Source organism: Paenibacillus sp. JNU01 (genome assembly GCF_059130585.1).
The window spans coordinates 2,196,609-2,218,156 of the sequence record NZ_CP169723.1 but is presented as its reverse complement, the minus strand read 5'-3'; the positions used below and the strand labels follow the sequence as shown (position 1 = coordinate 2,218,156).

Sequence of the window (21,548 nt, the reverse complement as noted above, 5' to 3'; positions counted from 1 at the left end):
GGAACATACGTAATGAGATCTTTTCAGTTTTATAATCCGACCCGGCTGATTTTTGGCAAAGGGCAGCTTCAAGCACTGCAAACCGAAGTTCCAAAATACGGAAAGCGTATTTTGCTTGTATATGGTGGTGGAAGTATCAAGCGCAGCGGCCTGTACGACCAGGTGATCGGCCAGTTGAATGAGATTGGAGCAGAGGTGACGGAACTCGCTGGTGTAGAACCGAACCCCCGTCTATCTACAGTTCATAAGGGCGTAGAACTATGCAGAACACATCACATTGATCTGGTTCTTGCGGTTGGCGGCGGCAGTGTACTTGATTGCGCTAAGGCCATCGCCGTAGGGGCCAAATACGATGGGGATATGTGGGATGTTGTTGTGCGCGAAGCAACTCCGCAGGGCGGACTTCCACTGGGTACAATTCTGACGATGGCAGCGACAGGTTCCGAGATGAATAACGGTTCAGTGATTACGAATCAAGATACACAGGAGAAATGGGCATGGTTCAGCGAGTATTCATTCCCAGCGTTCTCGATTCTTGATCCGGTAAACACATTTACGGTACCTCTGGATCAGACTGTATACGGCATGGTGGACATGATGTCGCATGTGTTTGAACATTATTTCCATCTGGATACGAACACACCGGTTCAGCTTGGATTCTGTGAGACGATTCTTCGTACTGTCATCGATACTGCCCCTCGCCTGATCAAAGATCCTGAAAACTATGAACTGCGCGAAACCATTCTCTACTGCGGAACCATGGCGCTTAATGATGTTCTGAATATGGGGCTTGCTGGAGACTGGGCATCTCACAATATTGAACATGCCGTGTCGGCCGTGTATGACATCCCTCATGGGGGTGGCCTTGCCATTCTGTTCCCGCACTGGATGAAGCATAATCTGGATGTGGATGTAAGTCGATTCAAACGTATGGCTGTTAATGTATTTGATATCAATCCTAATGGAAAATCAGACAAACAAGTGGCTGAAGAAGGCATCGAAGCCCTGCGTAATTTCTGGACTTCGATTGGTGCTCCTAGCCGTCTGGCTGACTATGACATCGACGACAGTCAGATTGATGTGATGGCTGATAAAGCGATGCGATTCGGTCCGTTCGGATTCTTCCAGAAATTGCAGCGTGAAGATGTCGTGCAAATCTATCAAGCCGCACTGTAATTGGAAATTCACTTATATAGTGAATGTAATAAACAAGGACCTTCCTGTACGACTGAGGAAAGTCCTTGTTTTTATTTTAGCACCATCTATTGTACGTTCAACGGCATATTCCAGATTCATATCTTGCGAGCACTTTAAGATTGTTCAACCGTTTCATCATTCCCACCAGTATACATCCGTTTCAGATACAACTTGCTTGGACGGTGCAAGAGCACGATGAGCAGGGCGAAGAGATGAATCAGGATAAACAGGTTACTTTCATTGGGAATAGCAACAAGTAGCGCCAAACTTAGAAATGTCACGGTGAGCTTGAACTTTCTCTTGGTGATGAATATAACGGCGAGCAGGCTTGGTCCAATCATAAACAACATTCTGCCTACGATTACGCCAGAGGCGTAAGCCAGATCATCCCCTTTGCGTGAGAAAGCAAGATAGGCCTCCATGTTCTGGTTAAAATCGATGAGGAACACAATAAAGGACACTATCACGTAGATCAATTTTACACTTAATAAAATGCGCACGACATTTAAAAGTGTGGGTAAAGCTGTTTTTACCATATCACTTCTCCTCTTCTACTTCGAACCCATATGATGGATTGTACTCCTATTCCTATTCCCCTTCAATGAATCGTCCTTTTCTTTCACGATATGTATTTCATACATTAACCGATGATGGGGATGTCATATTTTGTATTAACCCAAAGTCTACATTTTCCAATCGTCAACACCGATCCTGTACCTACAGTTATCCGCTTCCAAAGAATAAGGAAAATATTTTTGAAAGCGTTTTCTATACTGGACGTTTATTTAATAACAACCGATATAAAGTTAACCCATATTATATGGGACACAACAAGAATGAGGATGGATGGTGAATGTATTCATGTTATTTGCAAAAGCGAGGCAACGCTTGACCAGCATGTCTTTTCGGTTCAAATTGCCAATGATGATCAGTATTCTGGTCTGCATCGTACTGGCCGTGACGGCAGTACTGTGTTACAAAGTGGCAGAGGAGATCACCCTGGACAAAAGCAAAGATGAGATCCAGTCGACTTCTGAACGGATTGGAGCAGGTTTATTTACTTCACTAAGTCTGCAGGAGCAGTCCACGTTTCTGATCACAACACATCGGACATTCCAAGACTTGCTGGAGATTCGAGATACAGCAGGACAGAGTGATGACGCGTTTTTTTTGGAAAATAGCGAACTGGTGAACAAGGCCAATGGCATATTGGCAGACAGCCTGACAGGAATGGAGGGCAGTAGCGTTCTAATTCTCCTGGATCGGGAAGGCGTTGTGGTTGCAGCAAACAATCCCGAAGTGGTCGGCGGGGAACGTGCCACACGCACGTATTTTCAGCAGGCACTTCAAGGGAAAAACTATGTTAGCGAAGGTGTGATCTCCGAATCTCTGGGAACACTGGGGACCGTCTTTGCAATGCCGATCTACGGTGATAACAAGGAAGTGAAAGGCGTGCTTGCGACGACTGCCTCGACCTCATTTTTCGTCAACCAGTTACAGAACGTCAAGATTAACGAAGAAGGAAAAGTTATTATACTGGATCGTTTAGGTCTGGTTATTTTTAATTCAGCAGATGAGAAAATGATTGGTCAGAAGATGGATTCCTCTGAGTATCAGTCGCTGATTGATCTGCCTGCCAATGAGCAGTTGCAACAAGGGGAGGCGAGCACGGAGGAAAAAGTGGTGTTCTACTCCAAAATTCCGAAGTCTGATTGGACTGTCATTGTGGAGGATACGTATGAAGATGTGAAGAAGCCGCTGACAGGTATGGCGAATCAAATGTACATTGTTCTGTTCAGTGCTATTGTGGTGTCGATCATTGCAGGCATCCTGATCTCGCAACTGGTAACCGGACCGATTAGCCGAATTACACTGTTGTTCAAACAGTTGGCCGGCGGAGACCTGACTGTTCAGGCACAAGGCAAATATACCGGAGAGTTCAAAGAACTGGCAGACAGCTTTAACACGATGGCCGAAGGGAACAAACAGTTGATCTCCAGCATGAACCATTCCATTGGCATCCTGAAGACAAGTACGACGGAGCTGGAAAATTCCACTCAGCAAACCTCGACCACGATTGCCGAAACAACGACAACAGCCTTTGAGATTTCACGAGCTATGGAGTCCCAGGCGAACGATACGGAAGCCATAGTAGACAAATTCATGAATGTTGGTAACAAGATTGAGAACGTAAATGAGATGTCGCAGTCCGTTATGCTCAAGGCAGATGAAATTACGGATGCATTCAAAAATAATCATGAAGTTATTGATGCGCTCATTGCGGTGAACGGGCAGAACGAGATTGAAGTTGGCAACATCTCCAAAATTACAGTGCAACTTGCTGAAAGCTCCTCGGGCATTCACCAGATCACAGGTACGATTGCCGAAATTGCGAATCAGACGAAATTACTTGCGCTGAATGCTTCCATTGAGGCTGCAAGAGCGGGTGAGCAAGGGCGCGGCTTCGCCGTGGTTGCTTCCGAGATTCGCAAGCTGGCAGAGCAGACGACAGCGCAATCGGAGGATATCAATCGAATTGTCATGCAGACCATTAATCACGTGGAACAGAATAACCGAAGTGTTCAGGCCATTGAGGAGATTGCGGAACAGCATAAGAGCAGTGTAAGCCAGACCAAAGAGACATTCAATTTCGTCACCCAGAATATGAATGAGATGATGAGCCAGGTCCAGGCCATTGCCACGGAGATCCAATCCATTGAACGTGATAAGGATGACGTCATTGGAGCTGCACAGAATCTGTCCGCTTCCGGGGAAGAAGTATCCGCGTCTGTGGAAGAAGTCACTGCGACGATGCAGGAGCAGTCCGGTATGACAGAACATCTGGCAGATATGGTGCAGAGAATTGATGGACTGACCAAACAACTTGCCGAAGAATTATCCCGCTTCAAAATAAAGTAGCATAGCAGCCTGCGTAGTGAGAAGCAGTATAGCTAGTCTGTGAGACACAGCGTAGAATTTCTTCAGTTTACACAGTTAAATGAATACGAAAGAAACCCATTCCTCATAAGAGAACTGGGTTTCTCCGACAATGTGAGCATCTGTACCTATCGTAGGGTACAGGTGCTTTTGTCTGTGATGCGCTACTCTCCTCGAATGGATGGCGCATACGCCAGCACTTCCATCTCAATTAAATAAGGGCCTAACCCGCTGAATACGGTCATGCGGGCGGGATAGGGCTGCTTAATCATTCGCGCATAGACTTCGTTGTATGCGGGCTGATCCTCCACTCGTGCCAGATGAGTCGTTATCTTCACGATATGATCCAGTGTAAGTCCGGCTTCTTGCAGGATCACTTCAATATTACGAATACATTGTTCAGTCTGCTCCTTAATACCGCCGATAGGCTCAAGGGTCTGTGGATCAACGCCTACCTGACCTGCAACGTAGACCATATCTCCTGCACGGACAGCGTGGGAGAAAGGAAGTGGGAACTTGGGTGCTGTACTCGCATGTATGATGGTAGACATAGAAGTTATCATTCCTTTCTTAGTGAGGGTGTATATTGGTTGTTAACTGATGCCAGTTTGTAGCCTGCTGATATTGATGGGCGATGGACAACAAGCGGTCTTCTCGCATGAGTGGACCAGCAAGCTGCATGCCGATTGGTAGTTGCTTCCCTGAGGAAGTATCAAATCCGATGGGAACGGTAATGGAAGGTAGTCCTGTATTAGTAAAAGGCCCGTTGAAAATCGGACTACCGGTCTTGTAGCCATAGGGGGCCACATACGGCGTTGATGGAGTCAATAACACATCTACTTCATCGAAAAGCATCATCATCTCGCTGCGGAATAGCGTTCGAATGCGCTGTGCCTGCAAATAATCAACAGCACTCGTTTGGAAGCCGAGTTCAAGCTGCTCCCGCATCGTGTGACCGTAGCGATCGGAGGCTTCCGCGAAGCGTTCCTGATGGAAGGCAGCAGCTTCTGCCCGCATAACTGTACGATGAGCAGCAATGGTCTCTTCCATATACGAAGGCAGAACAACTTTCTTCCATTGCATGCCCAGCTTCTCAAGTACAGCGAGTGCCGACTCTACCGCTAACAAGATCGCCGGTTCATCAGTCTGGAAGAAGTTGCTTGGTAGCCCGATCACCATTCCTGAAACAGGATGCTCAAGAGCGCTTGTTAAGTCTGGCTTGCCGTGAGGCAGTGTGAAGGAGTCCATCTCATCCTGCCCGGCCATCGCTTCCAGAACGATTGCGTTATCTTGTGCGGATCGAGTGAAGGCGCCAATATGATCCAGGCTCCAACTGGCTGTGATGACACCGTTACGGCTAACCCTGCCGTAAGTTGGCTTCATACAGGTTAATCCGTTGTAAGCTGCGGGTCTGAGCAGAGATCCAAAGGTCTGCGTTCCGAGAGTGAAGGAGGCCATGCCAGCTGCTACAGCAGCGGCGGAGCCTGAACTGGAACCACCTGGGGTGTGCGCCAGATTCCACGGGTTGCGGGTTGGGGGTTCTCCTCCCTGAAAAGCGTATTCCGTCGTTGTTGTCTTGCCGAGCAGGATAGCGCCCGCAGCCTGCAACTTATCAATGACAGTAGCATTCGTCTCTGGTATGAAGTCAGGGTAGGTACTAGATCCGGCCGAGGTGCGTATGCCAGCGGTATGGATAATATCTTTCGCTCCATAAGGAATGCCATGCAGAGGGCCGAGATAGTTGCCATTCATCAGCTTACGCTCAGACTCTCTTGCGGCCTGCAAAGCCTGTTCGGCGGTAACCGTAACGAAGGCTTGCACAGCAGGCTCTACGTGCTCAATGCGAGTCAAATAGGACTCTGTAAGCTCAACAGGAGATATCGTCTTGTTTTTAATCCATGTTGCGGCTTCCGCAATCGTCAGCTCGTTTAGTGGTTTCGTAATCATCGCAGAGGCACCCTCCTATGCGGCGCATTGGGGCCGACTTCTTCTGACAACTTGAAACCTCGAATCAGCTCCAAGTCGGCTGTAAATAGAGCAAGCTCCTCGCTAGTAATAACTCCGTTTGCGTATTTCGCACTTTCCGTGCGGCGGTGTGTGAGATAGTCGTCTTGGTTCAGAGTAATCACCCTTTCTCTCTCTATTTGGTGAAGCTTGAATCGATAATGTCCTCGTATGCGAGGTCTTCCTTCAAATTGCCGATGAAGCGCTGCATATCCATTGCCGTCCCGAAGGCGGATTCATTGATGAGCCCCTCAGCAGGGTATACCTTGCTATCAATCATACGTTGTACGGCTTGTTCCACGACTTCTTTGTCCAGATTGGGGAACTCCTTCACAGCGACTGCTTTGGCACCATCAGGATTGGATTGAATATAGTCCAGGGCTTGCTCGATAGAGGTGACGAAGCGCTGGGTGAGGTCAGGATTCTCCTCAATGAAGCTTGCGGTTGTATTCATCGTTGCAAAGGCGAAGTCAGGATAATCTTTCGTGAAATCATGGACAATGTGCAACCCCTCAGCAACGCCTTGATCCAGTTGGGGTTCGTAAACGATAGCAATATCGGCTTTGCCGGCTAATACAGCACCAAGTTCGGAGCCATTCTGAACCTCGGTGATCGTCACATCTTTGTCGATATCGATGTTATTGTCAGCGAAAAGCTTCCGTAGTAAGCTGTTGGAGCTTGTGGGTGCCAAACCTACAACAATGGTTTTACCTTTGAAATCCGCTGTCGAGTTCACCGTTACTCCTTCTCTCGCAACGGCCCATACTGGAGCACTGCCCGATAGAAGGACCAGTGAGCGAGCATCGCCGCCCTTTGCATTCGCGAATGCGACATGCTCAGGACCGTGGAAGGAGAATGCAGACTCGCCTGAGATGACCGAAGACAATGCTGTTGGTCCACTTCCGGCAGCACGGATGGAGGATAGCTCAATGCGATTTTCCTTTAAGAATCCTTGGTTATTCGCTACATAGAGCGGAAGGTAGAGCAGATTGTGATACACCTCGGACACCATGATTTTATCCACCTTCGCAGTATCATGCCCCTCATTACTGGATGTACCTCCGCCACTTGCAGGTGTTGCGGCATTGCTTCCGCATGCGCTGAGCAGTGTGGTCAAGATCATCGTCATCGTTGCCAGAATAGCTATCTTTTTGAATGTACGCATTAGTCACCAGGCCCCTTTAATGGTTGTAGTTAAGTTAGTCGTTGCGGGTCAGTTTAGACAGATGTGGTTTTGCTGCTGGTCTTGTTGTCGTTCCATGGAAGAAGTCGGGATTCGATATAACCGACACAGGTGTAGAGTAGCATGGCGACCAGCATAAGCATGAACACGCCAACCCATACGGCCGGAAGGTTGAACAGGTTGCCTTCGACGAATACCATGTGTCCGAGTCCTTTGTCAGAAGAGATGAATTCTCCACCTACGACAGACACCAATGCCAAACCGATATTGATCCGGAAGGCCGAGATGATCCATGGCAGAGAGGAAGGAACGATAATTTTGCGGAAAATCTGTGATTTCTTCGCACCGAAGGATTTCATCAGATTAATCTGGGATTCGTCGATTTGATGCGTCGCTTGGTAGGCGGATAATAGCGCTACGATAAACGTTGCGACAGAGGCAAGAGCAATCTTGGAGAAGATGCCTGAACCGAACCAGATGATAATCATGGGGGCGAGTGCGATCTTCGGAATACCGTTCATCGCTACAATGAACGGATCGAGCACACGGGCAACGGACTTGGAATACCACATGAGTAATCCTGCCAACGAGCCGATTAAGCTCCCTGCTACGAAGCCGATAACAGTGGCATTCACCGTTGCAAAAGCGTCTGTAAGCAGTTGCCCTGAGCTGGCCATCGTGATGGCGGCATCAAGAATGGCGCTTGGTGATCCCATGAGGAATCCGTTAACTAGTTTCAGACGAACGGCGGATTCCCAGATCACCAGGATGACCGCTACAATAATGAACCGCCACAGCATCGTTATGAGCCATTCTTTGGAGAAGGTGGACTGTCTGCGTTTGCTCTTCACAACTCCAGCAGGCTTTCCGGCAAGGGTAATTTCAGGTGATGTGCTCTTCATTAGCTGATCCTCCCCATTTGGATATCAAGCTCTGCCCAGATCGATTCAAAATACTGTTTAAACTTCTGGTCGGAGCGGGCTTTCAGTGCTGAACCGTATTGCGAGGCGAGACCAATCTCATACACCTGCTTCACGGTCGTTGGTCGTTTGCTCATGACAGCAATGCGGTCGGAGATGGCGATGGCTTCCTCAATGTCATGCGTGATAAGCACGCCTGTCTTGCCCTCGGATTTCAGGATAGACAAGATCTCATCTTCCAGAATGAGTCGGGTCTGATAATCAAGTGCGGAGAAGGGTTCGTCCAGTAATATAATATCGGGCTGGGTAACGAGGGTACGTATGAGGGCTACACGTTGGCGCATACCGCCTGATAGTGTGGAGGGATAGGCTTCTGCGAATGAAGCTAGGCCATAACGATCCAGATAATCCATGGCAATATCGCCGCGATCTTTTTTGGACATGCCCTTCACTTCCAAACCTAGCGTGACATTGTCCAAGATGCTTCTCCAAGGCAGCAGCAGATCCTTTTGCATCATATAGCCGACATGCCCGGTGGTCTGATCAATCTCTTCGCCACAGACGATAACCTTGCCATTCGTTGGTTTAAGCAGACCCGCGATAATATTGAAGATCGTACTCTTGCCACATCCGCTCGGTCCCACGATACTGAAGAACTCCTGCTTCTTGATTTGCATCGAAACCTCAGCGAGTACTTGAATATCTTCGCCAGTTGCACTGACAAATGATTTGGATACGCCTTGTATCTGTATAGCCATGATAGGTAGCCCCTTTCCTACAGCCTGATGGTTGTTCGGTTCTTGATGTGAATTGATGTTAATTAACGTGACATTCATGAATATATTCCTAATCATATAGACTGTGGGTTCTGTTGTCATTAGTTACTTTGAACATAAAAATACAATTAAATCAGTTAAAATGAACAATTGAAGATTGGATATGAAAAGAAAAACAAAAGAACGTGTCATTATATATGACACGTTCTAGGTTCAAGACGTATGATTAACTTCACTGGGAGGTGAATTAAGCTTCAGAAGGGACTCAAGTGCAAAGGCAAGTCGGAAGCGAAGGCTCTCCATCGGGTCCTTGATGTTTCTGCCGGTTAGTTTCTCGCATTTTTCCAACCGATAGATCACTGTATTGCGATGTACAAACAGCTCTTTCGCTGTATCGACGATCTGGCAATGGTTCTCATAGAAAGAGGACAAGGTCTTCATAAGTTCGCTGCGCTCGTTTGGATCTCGGCCTTCGAAGGGTTTAAAGGTTTCTTGATGGAACTGCAACATTTCATCGTGGGGAATCATACGCAGCAGGCGACTTATATCCATCGTCTGATAGGAATGGGCGAAGCGGGTCTTTCGCATCTGATAGCCGGATTGAAGCGCCTTGACTGCTTCCTTATAGGAGAGTCCGATATCCAATACATTCGTATAGGGATTGCCTATTCCGAAGGATAAGCTGAGCTGCGACTCCGTATACAGATTGCTTGCGATTCGCTCAAGTTGCTGAGTAACGGTGTGTTCGTCCCAAGACGATTCGTTCAAAAAGACGAGTATACCAAACTGGTCGTTCTTGGTGAACATGACAAAAGAAAGATCCAGTTTGGTGAACTCCTGCTTAATCAGCTCGTAATTAGCATCTCGTTCCGAGATGAAACGCTCTTCTCCTGAGGGAGTGAGAATGCGATTAGGATTGTTCGGTAAAGGTTCATCCATCTTGGCGATGATGAGAACGGAACTTCCTTTTGCCTGCAGCCCGTATTTCTTGCCGCGGTGCAGTGCTTCTTGTTCCGAACGAATGAAGCCTTGAATGAGATCGGAGAAATATTCATTTTTGTAACGGCGGGAGCGTTCCTTGACGGCTTGCTTCTTGGTTAACTCCAGACCGATTACATTGACGGCTTGCTCCAGTGCCAGGGTGGAGAGTTTAGAACTTGCGGAACTATCGTATCGTGCGATCAAATAGCCCTCGTGCCGATCCGTGAAGATGGGATGAAGTTCGGCGTGTCGATATGTATCAGCAGTAAGCAGGCAGATCGAGATTGCGGTATGGAAGGAAGGGTGCTCATCTATAAATGACAGTAAGGGCCCTGCGAGAGACTGGTCATCCATCTGTTGTGCATAATGGGAGCTTGCCGTAATCTGTTTCTTGGAACCAAGCAGAAGAACGGGTGAAGAGAGTAACTGAGACAACGTATCTACGATGTTGGGTATACCTTTTCCTTGCATAATCATCGTGGAAAATTGTTTGTGAATAGATAAGGCGTAGTGAAGCTCATGGGTTTTGTTCTGAAGGATGGCGCTAATCGATTGTTGAAATATTTCACCAAGTGTATTGTCGATCTCCGACAGCTCGATGATTGGGAAGCCCAGCCTGTCGGCTGTCTCAAGCAGTTGTGGAGATAATTCAAGAGAGAAGCGCTGTGTCTTGACCGCAAGCGCTGCACAACCGATCGCATGCATGTCGGTAATGAATCCAATATGAGCATCTGGGCGGTCTTTCAGAATATAACCGTTGGTCAGCAGCATATCTCCGGGTTTCAGGAATTGTACAATATCTGGGGCATCCATAATATTAATCGATTGCACCAAACGATCTAGTCCGCGATGTCCGGCAATTACCTTTGCTTTGGATAGAATGGGGATAGTCAATAACTGTTGCAGATCCATCTTCAACCCACTCGCTTTCGTTATTATATGTTATAAAATCTAACATTAAGTGAGGTGGGCGTAAAGAAGAGTTTGGATAAAGAGGCTAAATGATATTGATTTTTTAAGCAGATTGTACAAAATGCTGAGGTGGATTAGGTGTGTTTGCGTGAACTATGACTCTGGTACATAAGCTAAGATTCACAATTGGTTAACTTTGTGAGAAAATGGAAATTAAAAGGCGGTGTAAAAATGCCAGCTACTTGGACATTTAGTGCAAATAGGACAAGAGACATTCTCTCTTATAAGAAAATAATCTTATACTAGGAGATGTTCATACCATGAAAATTTCAGACCGACTATTAAGACAATATTTAGATCATGTTTATTGGATATGTGGAGGCCCTTGCGGCGGAAAAAGCACGATGACTAATTTGCTTTCTTCAAAATGGAATATGAATTATTATTCTTCAGATGACCACACGTTCGATTATCAAAAAAAGGCTAATCCGCAGGATCATCCAGCAATTTTGCGACATTTCATTGATTGGGAATGGTTCTTTTTAGGGCGAGGGAATGATAGAAATCACTGGTTAAATTCCGTGTTTGACGAGAGTGTGGAATTTATCATCTTGGATTTGTTACAGATGGGGAAAGAGAAGCCAATCGTAGTAGATACTTTTATGGAACCTGCTTATCTAAGGGAGATTGCTGACCCCAACCGAGTTATTTATATGTTTGCAGAAGATGACCTCATTCGAGCAGATTATCTGGATCGAGATCACCTGAGAGGCATGGAGGGTCTGTTTCCTAATTTATCAGATCCACAACGTGCACGGGACGAAACATTAAATACAGTGGTTAAAGCATCGAATCATTACCTGCAACAAGCGGAGCAGTATCAATTAAAATGCTTTATGAGATCATCTCAGTCCAATAAAGAGCAGATGTTATTAGAAGTTGAAAAGCATTTCGGTTTCAAAAGATACTGAATTGTTAATGATATCAGTCCCAGTCGTCATTTGTTACACTAAGGGAATACGATAGCTCAATAAACCACAGAAAGTAGCCGATTAACCTAATCAGCTGCTTTTGTTCAGGTGACGGGCAATACACTAATTGACTAAACCCTTTCTTATCTGATGAACTAGTAAAAATGCTACAGAAAGTGGGAACAACATCTATGATTCCATTAGTATATGACCAGATTAACCATTGGGGAAAAGACGACGAGTTTTTCCTTGCCTTACTAAATAAATTAAAAGTAGAGTCTATCGTTGACTTAGGCTGCGGAACAGGAAGATGGACGACTCATCTTGTTCAGTACGGTTATAAAATTACAGCTATTGATCCCCATGAAGAAGCAATTGAAGTAGCCAGAATTAAAGATAATGCAGGCAAAGTGAATTGGATTGTAGGAGATAGCTCAAATTTACAAACCAATACCAATGACGCGGTTATTATGACTGCCAATGTGGCACAGGTATTTCTAACTGATGATAGTTGGAAGAAAGTAATCTCAGACGTATTTCGATCCCTAAACGTTGGCGGCCACTTTATTTTTGATATTAGAAACCCTTTGGTTAAAGTGTGGGAAGAGTGGGAGAAGGACGGGACGCCGGACTTAGCTAAAGATATGCGAAGTGGAGACCCTCTTGAAATCTCTACAGAATATGAAGGGTTTGAGGGAGATATCTATACTTTCTATGAAACTGTGAAAAATACAAAAACAGACGAAGTCATAGTTCATGAAAAAATGCAGATCAGATTTCGAAATCAAGAAGAATTGGATGAGTCGCTGAAACAAACAGGGTTTTCGAAAATTGAAACATATGGCGATTGGGAATTTAAACACGCAAATTCTAAAAGTCGATCCTTTATTTTTCACTGTGTAAAATAGAGAAATTAGAATGCAACATATTAGCACTCCTTAAATGTCAGAAAGCAGCTGATCCATGTGATCAGCTGTTTATTTTTATTTTTTTCAAATAAAGGGCGGGTTAATTCATAAGGAATGCAAAGTTAACTTGACACAAAATGCAAAGTCAACTATGCTAAAAATGCAAAGTAAACATTGCAAGGACGTGATTACATGAAGACAAGAATTGCAGAACTGCGTAAGCAGCATAAACTGTCACAGGAAGAGTTGGGACAAATTGTAGGTGTTACCCGGCAAACCATCACTTCTCTAGAAAGGGGAAAGTATACGGCTTCCCTCATTCTTGCTTACAAAATTTCGAATTTTTTTGGACTCGCTATTGAAGAAGTTTTTGATTTCAGCGAAGTGGAGGAGATATAAGTGGACAAGTTCAAGATTAAAGTAGAAACTCGCAAAAACGCACTGTCACTGGTAGCTGCTGCTACGATATTGATCTATGTAGGACTTATATTTTACAGAGGTGGACTGCCCGCTCTGCCTAGTTTTATAAAGGGATTTCATACAGGAGCTTTTATCGGGGTTGAAGTGGCCGTCACTTATTTTCTCGTCAGGTATATGAAAGCCAGCAAAAATGAAGCCGAGCTGAAGAAGCAGTTTATTGAGGAGAATGACGAGCGGAGTGTTACAATACTCCAGAATGCAGGCACACTTAGCGTAGCAATTATTCTTATTAGTCTGGGCATAGCCTCCATGATTGCCGGTTTCTTTAATCCCATGATATTTTACACCTTACTAACTTGTTTATTATTTGTTTTAATCGTATTTTTGGCACTATGGATGTATTACACGAGAAAAATCTAAGAGGCAGGTTCGTGATAAAATAGAGTATCTTACTAAATTTGGGGGTGGTGGCGAGATGGCTGAAATTCTTGACAAAGGTCCTTTTTATCATGGCACACGAGCAGATTTGCAGATCGGGGATTTGCTCACAGCTGGCTTTCGCTCGAATTACAATCCGGATGTTGTGATGAATCACATTTATTTTACAGCTTTACGTAATGGGGCTGGGTTAGCTGCGGAGTTGGCAAAAGGCGGTGGTGAACCGCGCGTGTATCTTGTTGAACCAACAGGGGAATGGGAGAATGACCCAAATGTGACGGATAAGAAATTCCCAGGTAATCCGACGCGATCATATCGCAGCAAAGCCCCACTAAAAGTTGTTGGCGAAGTGAAAGATTGGGTGCGACAAACGCCTGAACAACTCGCAGTTTGGCATAAACGCTTGGCGAAAATAGATAAAGGTGAGATTCTAAATTAGTCTAACTATTGAATGATCGGTAGACTTCTATTAAGTACTATATATGCTGATGTTCGGCATTGAACTAACGGAAACGATAGCTAAGTAACACAAAAAAAGTAGCTCCGAGTAGGTAGCTAAAGGGTTACATGAAAAAAACGTATTCTAGTAATTCATCCCGTTTATGAGACAAGTACCTGTAACTTTGAACCGGGATGTTGTTAAGCCTAGGTTTATCGAAAGTCGCTTTTTTTGAATTTTCGCTAAACGATGTGATTATCCAAGAGTTACGATATAGGTAAATGAGCAAAATTATATACTTGACTCTAAAGTGTAATAGTGGGTATTATTCCCATATATCGATGATTAAGAGAATGGTCTAACGCTATTCGCGCTTCCCATCCTGTGTTATGAACGCGCAGGACTTAGGTCTAGCGCGTTTTTTTATTTTTGTTCACAAGAAATGGAGGAATGTAAATGGCAATCATGACAGATTCAAGAGGTAACATTTTTTTGGAATTTATTCGTATCGAGTACGATAAGGTCATTACAAGTAAACTGGATGCTCCACTAACACATGCTCTAATTGTGGTAAAGTGCCAAGGAAAGTATCTATTCATGCATAATAAGTGGAGAAAAAACTGGGAACTTCCAGGGGGGATTATTGAAGCTGGAGAGCATGCGGAGCAATGTGTAATTAGAGAATTGTATGAGGAAACCAATCAAATTCTGGATACAGCTGAGTTCAAAGGGCTAATGAAGTTTAGACTCCAGCCAAGTTTTCATGGACCGGAAAGGACAGAGTATGGAGCTCTGTTCATGGGTGAACTGTGCCGACTTGATGATTTTGTTGAAAACGATGAAGCTTCTTCAATAATTCTTTGGGATGGCACATCCGAGATTGGTGATATCGCAGAAATAGATAGGAAATTAATCGAATTCGTGTGATACATGATTGAACTAAGCGTAAGCAATATTGCAGGGAAATCAATGAACGTATTGAGCAACCCTCTCCATATATCATTCGTTAGAGTATGAGAGGGGTGATTACTATTAATAAAATGAGTAATAGCATCTTAATGTTGGTCTCAGTGGTATTCATGATGTTATCCGGTTGTTCATCAACAGAGAAACTTGAAGATACAGTTACTAAACGTGTAGTCGCATCTGATTTTGTTCTCGAAGTCACAACACCAACTGTTATAGGCACGGGTGAGACAATGAAAGTAAAAGGGACTTTAGAATATACAGGTATCAAACCCGTTGAAGTTACCCATGGAAAACCAATCATTCGTTTTTTCTTTTCCGGTAGTGAGGAGGAACGCAGCTATGCGGATGTGGGGTACTATACTGAGTTTAAGACAGGTCAAGTGATTGAGGTCGAAGATGAATTCATGGTGAGCAAAAAAGGGAAAAAAAATCTCTATGTGGATATGACCGCGGATATCGCATTAGCCATGGATCCGATTGAAATTATTTTGAAGTAATCATGCACCCTTTCAATTGATAAAAAAACCTCCCGTCCCGCAGAACATCTGGGATTGGGAGGTTTTGATTATCGTGCTTTATGCAAGGTTTATCGCACCAGCCATCCGGTGGGTTGAGGAGCAATATCAGCGGTATCTCGTAAATCATGGACTTTAACGTTGCTGCCGTAGATCATGGAATCACTGCTCAGTCGGAACGAAGGGAAACTATGCTCGGATTGCAGACGCAGACAATTTTCGAAGTAAATCTGCTGCTGTTTGTTGATGACAAATGGAAGCGAACCCGCTTCTATGGTAACATCATCGCTATCCGGTTCGTTTAAGATCAGAAGTACCGCAATTCCGTCACAACCGCATCCATCGGTATCATAAAACAATTTGAAATAGCCTGGTCGATCTCCCAGCTTTTCAGTAAGTCTTGCTTCTGCCAGCGGACTGACTTGAATGATCATGACGTCGTTCACACTCCTCTAATCTCCATTGAATTCGCTTACATTTTAATATATGGACCACGAATGCAGATTAGAAGGTAAAATAAAGGAAAAGGAGGCATGTCCCATGAGAATCGTAACGTTGGACGATCAGCCGATGGAACACTTCACCTATCTGAATACCATCTCCGGGGGAGAGGTGGTCGAAGCCCAACTACCCATGTATCATGGCACAGTCTCGGGGCTGCCCGATGGAGTGGATGCACTCATTGTGACCTCGGATCTGCAAGGAGTTGTGCCTGCTACGGAGCGGAGTAAAGATGCCAACTTTGGCGGAGCGACGGCTTCTAATGAAGAGACGTACAACAGCGTTAAAACGAATGCCGAAGTGGATAGCAACCCTATGCAAAGTACCTCTGAGGATCAACTTCTTGGCGAAGTCCTGCCTGCTTACGTCCGGTTGTTGCTGGAAGTGGAGTGGCCTGAGCTTGATCCGGAACGTATAGGCGTGTTGATGTGTGGAGACCTGTATGCCCTGCGCGGGAAAAGGGGAGCCAGCGGCAATCCGGTACCCGTCTGGCTCGCCTTCAGGGCAGCCTTCGGCTGGGTTGCCGGCGTGCACGGCAACCACGATCTCACCGATGAGGCAGATGCTCATCGGTTGCACAGCGTCGAGGGCATCCATGCCATGGATGGCCCAGACGCAATGATCAACGCTGGCCCCCCAACGGGTGGCCCTGCGCCAAGTGCCGCCCAACCCAGCCAGCTGCGCATCGCGGGCCTGGGCGGCATCATCGGCAGGCCGGACAAGCCGGGCCGGCTGCCGGCAGAGCAGTACCTGCAATCCGTACGCAAGCTGCTGAAGCAGCAGCCGGATTGCTTGCTTTTGCATCAAAGCCCGGGCATCGCCGAGCTTGGGCTTAGGGGTGAACCGCTCATCCGGCAAGCCCTGGAGGCCGGGCCGGAGACGGTGGTGTTCAGCGGACATACCCATTGGGATATGTCGCTGGTTGAGCTGAGCAATGGCACACAGATTGTGAATGCCGACAGCAAGCTGTTTATTTGGACACGTTAAGTGACGGTTGACGGAGGCGAAGCTTACTTTTTTCGCGGTGTCTTGGTAAAGCTTCTCCTCCTGTCTTCACAGCCCCTCAATGGAACCCATTTCATCGGCATTCCTTATCTGGTATGATAAGCAGGGAAAATAGGGAAAATTAGAGAAAAAGGAAGGTTCCGCTATGACACCGATCACCATATACGACATCGCCAAGGAAGCAAACGTATCTGTAGCGACAGTCTCCCGAGTGCTGAATGATACGGCACCTGTGCGTGCAAGCACCCGAGAGAAGATTATGTCCATCATCGAAAAACACCAGTTTCAGCCCAATGCGCAAGCGCGCAGTCTGATCAAGAAAGAGACGGGTACCATCGCCATCATCCTGCCGGACATTACGAATCCCTTTTTCCCGGAAGTCTTCTGGGGCGCGGAGAATGAAGCTCGCGGGTTAGGATACACGTTCTTTCTCTGCAATACCGCAGGCGACTACAACAGGGAATCTGAATATTTGTCCATCTTGCGAGAAAAGCGGGTAGACGGGATTATTTTTCTCGGCGGGCGAATCAACATGCAAGTCTGTCCGGATGACATGGCGCAGGAATTGATTGATATGGGCAAACGCATGCCGATCGTGCTGGTCAATGGCAATATTGCCAAAGGCGGGTTCCACCGGGTGTATACCGATGAAGGAGCAGGGGCGGCCCTTGCAGCTGAGCATTTGCTTGAACTGGGGCATCGTGATATCGCCTTTGTCGGCGGGCTGAAAGAGTTATCCACCACCATGGTCAAGGTCAGAGCGGTGCAGAAGAAACTTCGGGAGCATGGGCTCGAAATACCGAAAGAACGGCAGCTGCTCGGAAGTTTCTCCATCGACGATGGCAAAAGGGAAATGTCCAAACTGCTGGATCGAGACAATCCGCCAACCGCAGTCATATGTGTGAATGACAACACAGCCATTGGTGCGATCAAGTCGACGATTGAGCACGGGCTCTCCATTCCGAAGGATATATCCATTGTGGGTTTTGATGATACACCTCTCGCCAGTGCGGTTATACCGGAACTGACGACCGTATCCCAGAACACATATCAGCTTGGCAAACAGGCTGTGGACGTGCTGCATGAGCTGATTAACCAAGGCAAACCGAAGAAGCAGATTATTCTGCGACCGGAGCTAATAGTGCGTCAAAGTACAGGACCTGCTGCAAGATAAAGGGCCTGTAATTGGAAAAGAAAGCGTTGACATTTCCTCGAAGGGTGAAATATAATGAGTGCGTGAATGAAACCCCTTTCATAAAGTGGAACGGGTTTTATGTTTCAGCTTAATGAAACCCATTTCATGAAACGGGTTTCATTGTGGTCATCCATTCATTAGTTCAAGGGGGCGTAACGTATGAGAAAAAGTCTAAAGGTCATTTCGTTATTGATGTTGGTCATGGTAATGGGTCTGACAGCCTGTAGCAGTAAAAGTGGTTCCTCCGGCGAGTCCGGTGGCAAGGTAGATTTGAGCATGACGATCTGGGGTTCGGAGGATGAGAAGAAAATTTATCAGGAACGACTCGATATTGTGAAGCAGACGTATCCCGATATTAATGTGAAACTCAACGTGGTTGCAGGAGATTATGACCAGAAGGTACAGACCATGATCGCCGGAGGAACGGCACCTGACATTATGATGATTGCCGAGAACTATCAGGCCTACGCCTCCAAGAATCAGATTATACCGCTGGATGACATGATCAAGGCGAACAATGTGAACATGTCAGAGCGTTATTCCGATGATATTGCGAACCTGATGAAGTATGATGGCAAGCAATTCGGTTTGCCGGATCGTGCAGGCGCGATGGTCCTCTTTTATAACAAAGATCTGTTTGACAAAGCCGGGGTGGAATACCCAACCAAAGATTGGACGCAGGACGATCTGATGGCAGCGGCTCAGAAGCTGACGGTGAAAGAGAATGGCAAAACAGTTCAGTGGGGCTACTATCCAGGTAGCTGGTGGCCACAATGGATGCAGCTCATCTACCAGAATGGTGGTTCGTTGTTTGATGAGAGTGGCAAACCAACTTTCGATACGGAGCCAGTGCGTAAAGCACTGCAATTCATGAATGATCTGACCTTCACCCACGGTGCAGGACCAACGCCAACTGAGATTGCCGACATGGGGAATATCGGAGCCGATCCGCTATTTGCACAAGGCAAGATCGCCATGGAAACAACCGGTTTCTGGAACATTGGTTCACTCGCTAAGGTCGAAGGCATCAACTGGGATATCTCACCGGTATGGGGCGAAACGAACGCATTCTTCAACGGTTTAACGATTACCAACGCTTCCAAACACAAGGAAGAGGCATTCAAAGTTATTGAAGCACTGACGACACCAGAAGCACAGATGCCAATGGTCAAAGCCGGTCAGGATGCTCCCGCAACCAAAGCCGGTCTGTCCAGTGATGAATTCCTGAATGCTGAATATGGCGGCAAGAAAATCAACATGGCTGCGTTCAGTGAATCAACGATCTATGCAGAACCGTTCAATCCGCAATGGAACGAAATGATGAAGCTGATTAACGACAAGCTGGGTGTGTACTTCAACAACAAAGCTTCACTTGATGATACCGTTACTGAAATCCAAAGTGGACTGGAAAGACTCTACAAATAGAGGTTGTTCAAATAGCATCGACAGGAGGACAGGTGGAATTCGGCATGATTGCGGGTTCCATCTGCTCTCTGCGTCATGGGAGGGCTTAACGTGAGAAAAAAGGACGGGAAATGGTTCTACATCTTCATCTCGCCTTGGCTGATCGGGTTCCTGGGGCTGACCCTGGGTCCGATCCTGTTTTCCATCTATATGAGCTTCACAAATTGGGATCTGTTCCAGTCCCCTGAATTCATCGGTATCGACAATTACAAAATGTTGCTGACCGATGATCCGATCTTCTGGAAATCCGTCGGCAATACATTCTTCTATGCGCTGATATCCATTCCACTGGGCATGTCGATCTCGCTCTGGATTGCATATTACCTGAACAAGAAGATCAAAGGGATTACTTTCTTCCGGATTCTATTCTACCTGCCTTCCGTCGTTCCGGTGGTTGCAAGTTCATTACTCTTCATTCACTTGCTTGCACCGACGGAAGGATTGATCAACCAGGCACTCGCGATCTTTGGTATTGAGGGTCCTGCCTGGCTTCTTGATCCCAACTGGGTTAAGCCTGCATTGATTCTCATGTCCTTATGGGGTGTAGGAGGCGGCGTGGTATTGCTGCTTGCAGGGATGAAAGGCATTCCGCAGGAACTGTACGAGGCCGCAGCCATCGATGGTGCGAAAAGCACACAATCGTTCTTCCATATTACATTCCCGATGCTGACTCCCGTTATTTTCTTCAATCTCGTGACCGGCATGATCGGGGCGCTCCAGACCTTCGCGCAGGTCTTCATCGTCACTGCCGGAGGACCTGATAATTCAAGTCAGATGGTCGTTCCTTACCTGTTCCAGAATGCATTCCAGTTCTACAAAATGGGATATGCATCGGCGATTGCCTGGGTACTATTCATCATCATCATGGCGTTGACACTGGTTGTATTCCGTTCATCGGCGCTATGGGTGCACTACGAGGAGGGAAAAGCCAATGAGTAATCCATCGACTGTGGAGAAGACGATATCCTATATTTTTCTGATTCTGGTCGGGGTGCTGCTTGCTTCACCTTTCCTGTACATGATCTCCATTGCACTGGCAAGTGACGCAACAACCGTCAAATCAGCTTTTACCTTCGTTCCAATGGAGTTCCAGTGGTCGAACTTTTATACGATTTTCACGAATAACAATCTCGGAACGTATCTCAAAAACTCAGTCATTATTACCATCTTTACGATTGTTGGATCGGTATTGTCAGCTTCCATCGTGTCTTACGGCTTTGCCCGAATCAAAGCGAAAGGCAGCCGTTTCCTGTTTATCGTGTTGCTCAGTACGATGATGATTCCGGGTGAGGTGACGATGGTACCGCAGTTCATCATCTTCCGTCATCTGGACTGGATTAATACATTCTACCCGCTGATCGTACCGAGCTTCTTCGCCGGAGCGTTCAACGTATTCCTGATTCGGCAGTTTGTCATGAGTATCCCCAAATCACTGGATGAAGCCGCCATGATTGACGGCATGGGACATCCGGGGATCTATTGGAAGATTATTATGCCACTAACTTATCCGATTCTGGCGGCTATTGCGATCTTCTCATTCTCCTATAACTGGGGGAACTTCATGGGGCCGCTCATCTATATCAATGACCCGGAGAAAATGCCGCTTGCACTCGGTGTGCAGCTGTTGACTACAGTAGGTGGCGGACAGATGCCGCCATGGAACCTCGTGATGATTGCCTCCCTGTTCCTCACCATTCCGATGGTAATGGTGTATCTGTTCGGACAGCGTTATGTCTATGAAGCGAACATTAGCGGCGGAAGCAGCGGAATCAAGTAACAGAAGGTGTGTAGTGTGTATGCATTGAACCTGTTG

The 21,548-nt window shown here is 46.3% G+C and carries 22 protein-coding genes; 14 read left to right on the top strand and 8 right to left on the bottom strand.

The annotated features are described in order from the left end of the window. The first annotated feature begins 12 nt into the window (after nucleotides 1-12). Nucleotides 13-1,176: an iron-containing alcohol dehydrogenase gene (locus NLBNIHML_RS09620; protein WP_494354261.1), complete on the top strand. Its 1,164-nt coding sequence runs from the start codon at nucleotides 13-15 to the stop codon at nucleotides 1,174-1,176. Nucleotides 1,177-1,310: 134 nt separating this feature from the next. Here the strand turns inward: NLBNIHML_RS09620 and NLBNIHML_RS09615 are convergent, their stop codons facing one another. Then, nucleotides 1,311-1,733 carry a hypothetical protein gene (locus NLBNIHML_RS09615; protein ID WP_339256761.1) on the bottom strand — a complete coding sequence of 141 codons (423 nt, stop codon included), beginning with the start codon at nucleotides 1,731-1,733 and terminating at the stop codon, nucleotides 1,311-1,313. A gap of 325 nt (nucleotides 1,734-2,058) precedes the next feature. On the opposite strand from NLBNIHML_RS09615, the gene NLBNIHML_RS09610 reads away from it, so the two are divergent. Continuing rightward, nucleotides 2,059-4,116: a methyl-accepting chemotaxis protein gene (locus tag NLBNIHML_RS09610; RefSeq protein WP_494354260.1), complete on the top strand. Its 2,058-nt coding sequence runs from the start codon at nucleotides 2,059-2,061 to the stop codon at nucleotides 4,114-4,116. 182 nt (nucleotides 4,117-4,298) lie between these two features. On the opposite strand, the gene NLBNIHML_RS09605 is transcribed toward NLBNIHML_RS09610, so the two are convergent. The 6 genes from NLBNIHML_RS09605 to NLBNIHML_RS09580 form a co-directional block, all read right to left on the bottom strand. Then, on the bottom strand, nucleotides 4,299-4,685 hold the full coding sequence (locus tag NLBNIHML_RS09605) for a RidA family protein (protein WP_494354259.1): 387 nt from the start codon (nucleotides 4,683-4,685) through the stop codon (nucleotides 4,299-4,301). A 19-nt stretch (nucleotides 4,686-4,704) separates the two neighbouring features. Continuing rightward, nucleotides 4,705-6,081, bottom strand: coding sequence for an amidase (locus NLBNIHML_RS09600; protein ID WP_494354258.1), 1,377 nt, complete (start codon nucleotides 6,079-6,081; stop codon nucleotides 4,705-4,707). 193 nt (nucleotides 6,082-6,274) lie between these two features. After that, a complete protein-coding gene (locus NLBNIHML_RS09595; protein WP_494354257.1) occupies nucleotides 6,275-7,303 on the bottom strand; it encodes an ABC transporter substrate-binding protein in 1,029 nt (342 codons plus the stop codon). Nucleotides 7,304-7,356: 53 nt separating this feature from the next. Beyond that, the gene (locus tag NLBNIHML_RS09590; RefSeq protein ID WP_339236631.1) at nucleotides 7,357-8,223 is read right to left on the bottom strand and encodes an ABC transporter permease; all 867 of its coding nucleotides are present in this window, start codon (nucleotides 8,221-8,223) and stop codon (nucleotides 7,357-7,359) included. Then, on the bottom strand, nucleotides 8,223-8,999 hold the full coding sequence (locus NLBNIHML_RS09585; RefSeq protein ID WP_339236628.1) for an ABC transporter ATP-binding protein: 777 nt from the start codon (nucleotides 8,997-8,999) through the stop codon (nucleotides 8,223-8,225). The genes NLBNIHML_RS09590 and NLBNIHML_RS09585 overlap by 1 nt, the downstream gene beginning before the upstream one ends. 231 nt (nucleotides 9,000-9,230) lie before the next feature. Continuing rightward, entirely contained in the window at nucleotides 9,231-10,910 is a 1,680-nt protein-coding gene (locus tag NLBNIHML_RS09580; protein ID WP_494354256.1) for a PucR family transcriptional regulator, read from the bottom strand. Between the two features lie 320 nt (nucleotides 10,911-11,230). Between NLBNIHML_RS09580 and NLBNIHML_RS09575 the strand changes: the two genes are divergently transcribed. From NLBNIHML_RS09575 to NLBNIHML_RS09545, 7 genes are all read left to right on the top strand, one after another. Continuing rightward, entirely contained in the window at nucleotides 11,231-11,881 is a 651-nt protein-coding gene (locus tag NLBNIHML_RS09575) for a hypothetical protein (RefSeq protein WP_494354255.1), read from the top strand. A 191-nt stretch (nucleotides 11,882-12,072) separates the two neighbouring features. Further along, nucleotides 12,073-12,789, top strand: a complete 717-nt coding sequence (locus NLBNIHML_RS09570) for a class I SAM-dependent methyltransferase (RefSeq protein WP_494354254.1) — start codon at nucleotides 12,073-12,075, stop codon at nucleotides 12,787-12,789. 192 nt (nucleotides 12,790-12,981) lie between these two features. Continuing rightward, nucleotides 12,982-13,188 (top strand): helix-turn-helix transcriptional regulator, encoded by a 207-nt coding sequence (locus tag NLBNIHML_RS09565; protein ID WP_339236614.1) that lies wholly within the window; start codon nucleotides 12,982-12,984, stop codon nucleotides 13,186-13,188. After that, nucleotides 13,189-13,629, top strand: a complete 441-nt coding sequence (locus NLBNIHML_RS09560; protein WP_494354253.1) for a DUF2178 domain-containing protein — start codon at nucleotides 13,189-13,191, stop codon at nucleotides 13,627-13,629. A gap of 55 nt (nucleotides 13,630-13,684) precedes the next feature. Beyond that, the gene (gene arr, locus NLBNIHML_RS09555) at nucleotides 13,685-14,086 is read left to right on the top strand and encodes an NAD(+)--rifampin ADP-ribosyltransferase (protein ID WP_494354252.1); all 402 of its coding nucleotides are present in this window, start codon (nucleotides 13,685-13,687) and stop codon (nucleotides 14,084-14,086) included. A gap of 456 nt (nucleotides 14,087-14,542) precedes the next feature. Next, nucleotides 14,543-15,013: an NUDIX domain-containing protein gene (locus tag NLBNIHML_RS09550; RefSeq protein WP_494354251.1), complete on the top strand. Its 471-nt coding sequence runs from the start codon at nucleotides 14,543-14,545 to the stop codon at nucleotides 15,011-15,013. Between the two features lie 95 nt (nucleotides 15,014-15,108). Then, complete coding sequence (locus NLBNIHML_RS09545) at nucleotides 15,109-15,552, top strand: hypothetical protein (protein WP_494354250.1); 444 nt, start codon at nucleotides 15,109-15,111, stop codon at nucleotides 15,550-15,552. Nucleotides 15,553-15,641: 89 nt separating this feature from the next. Here NLBNIHML_RS09545 and NLBNIHML_RS09540 read toward each other — a convergent pair whose 3' ends face one another. Then, nucleotides 15,642-16,016: an iron-sulfur cluster biosynthesis family protein gene (locus tag NLBNIHML_RS09540; protein ID WP_278298690.1), complete on the bottom strand. Its 375-nt coding sequence runs from the start codon at nucleotides 16,014-16,016 to the stop codon at nucleotides 15,642-15,644. A gap of 94 nt (nucleotides 16,017-16,110) precedes the next feature. Between NLBNIHML_RS09540 and NLBNIHML_RS09535 the strand changes: the two genes are divergently transcribed. From NLBNIHML_RS09535 to NLBNIHML_RS09515, 5 genes are all read left to right on the top strand, one after another. Then, on the top strand, nucleotides 16,111-17,058 hold the full coding sequence (locus NLBNIHML_RS09535; protein ID WP_339236602.1) for a metallophosphoesterase family protein: 948 nt from the start codon (nucleotides 16,111-16,113) through the stop codon (nucleotides 17,056-17,058). A gap of 163 nt (nucleotides 17,059-17,221) precedes the next feature. Then, the gene (locus NLBNIHML_RS09530; protein WP_339256731.1) at nucleotides 17,222-18,250 is read left to right on the top strand and encodes a LacI family DNA-binding transcriptional regulator; all 1,029 of its coding nucleotides are present in this window, start codon (nucleotides 17,222-17,224) and stop codon (nucleotides 18,248-18,250) included. Between the two features lie 180 nt (nucleotides 18,251-18,430). Next, complete coding sequence (locus NLBNIHML_RS09525; RefSeq protein ID WP_494354249.1) at nucleotides 18,431-19,696, top strand: ABC transporter substrate-binding protein; 1,266 nt, start codon at nucleotides 18,431-18,433, stop codon at nucleotides 19,694-19,696. Nucleotides 19,697-19,786: 90 nt separating this feature from the next. Beyond that, on the top strand, nucleotides 19,787-20,674 hold the full coding sequence (locus NLBNIHML_RS09520; protein WP_339256727.1) for a carbohydrate ABC transporter permease: 888 nt from the start codon (nucleotides 19,787-19,789) through the stop codon (nucleotides 20,672-20,674). Continuing rightward, a complete protein-coding gene (locus tag NLBNIHML_RS09515) occupies nucleotides 20,667-21,512 on the top strand; it encodes a carbohydrate ABC transporter permease (RefSeq protein ID WP_339256725.1) in 846 nt (281 codons plus the stop codon). Before NLBNIHML_RS09520 ends, NLBNIHML_RS09515 begins: the two co-directional genes overlap by 8 nt. Nucleotides 21,513-21,548: the final 36 nt, after the last annotated feature.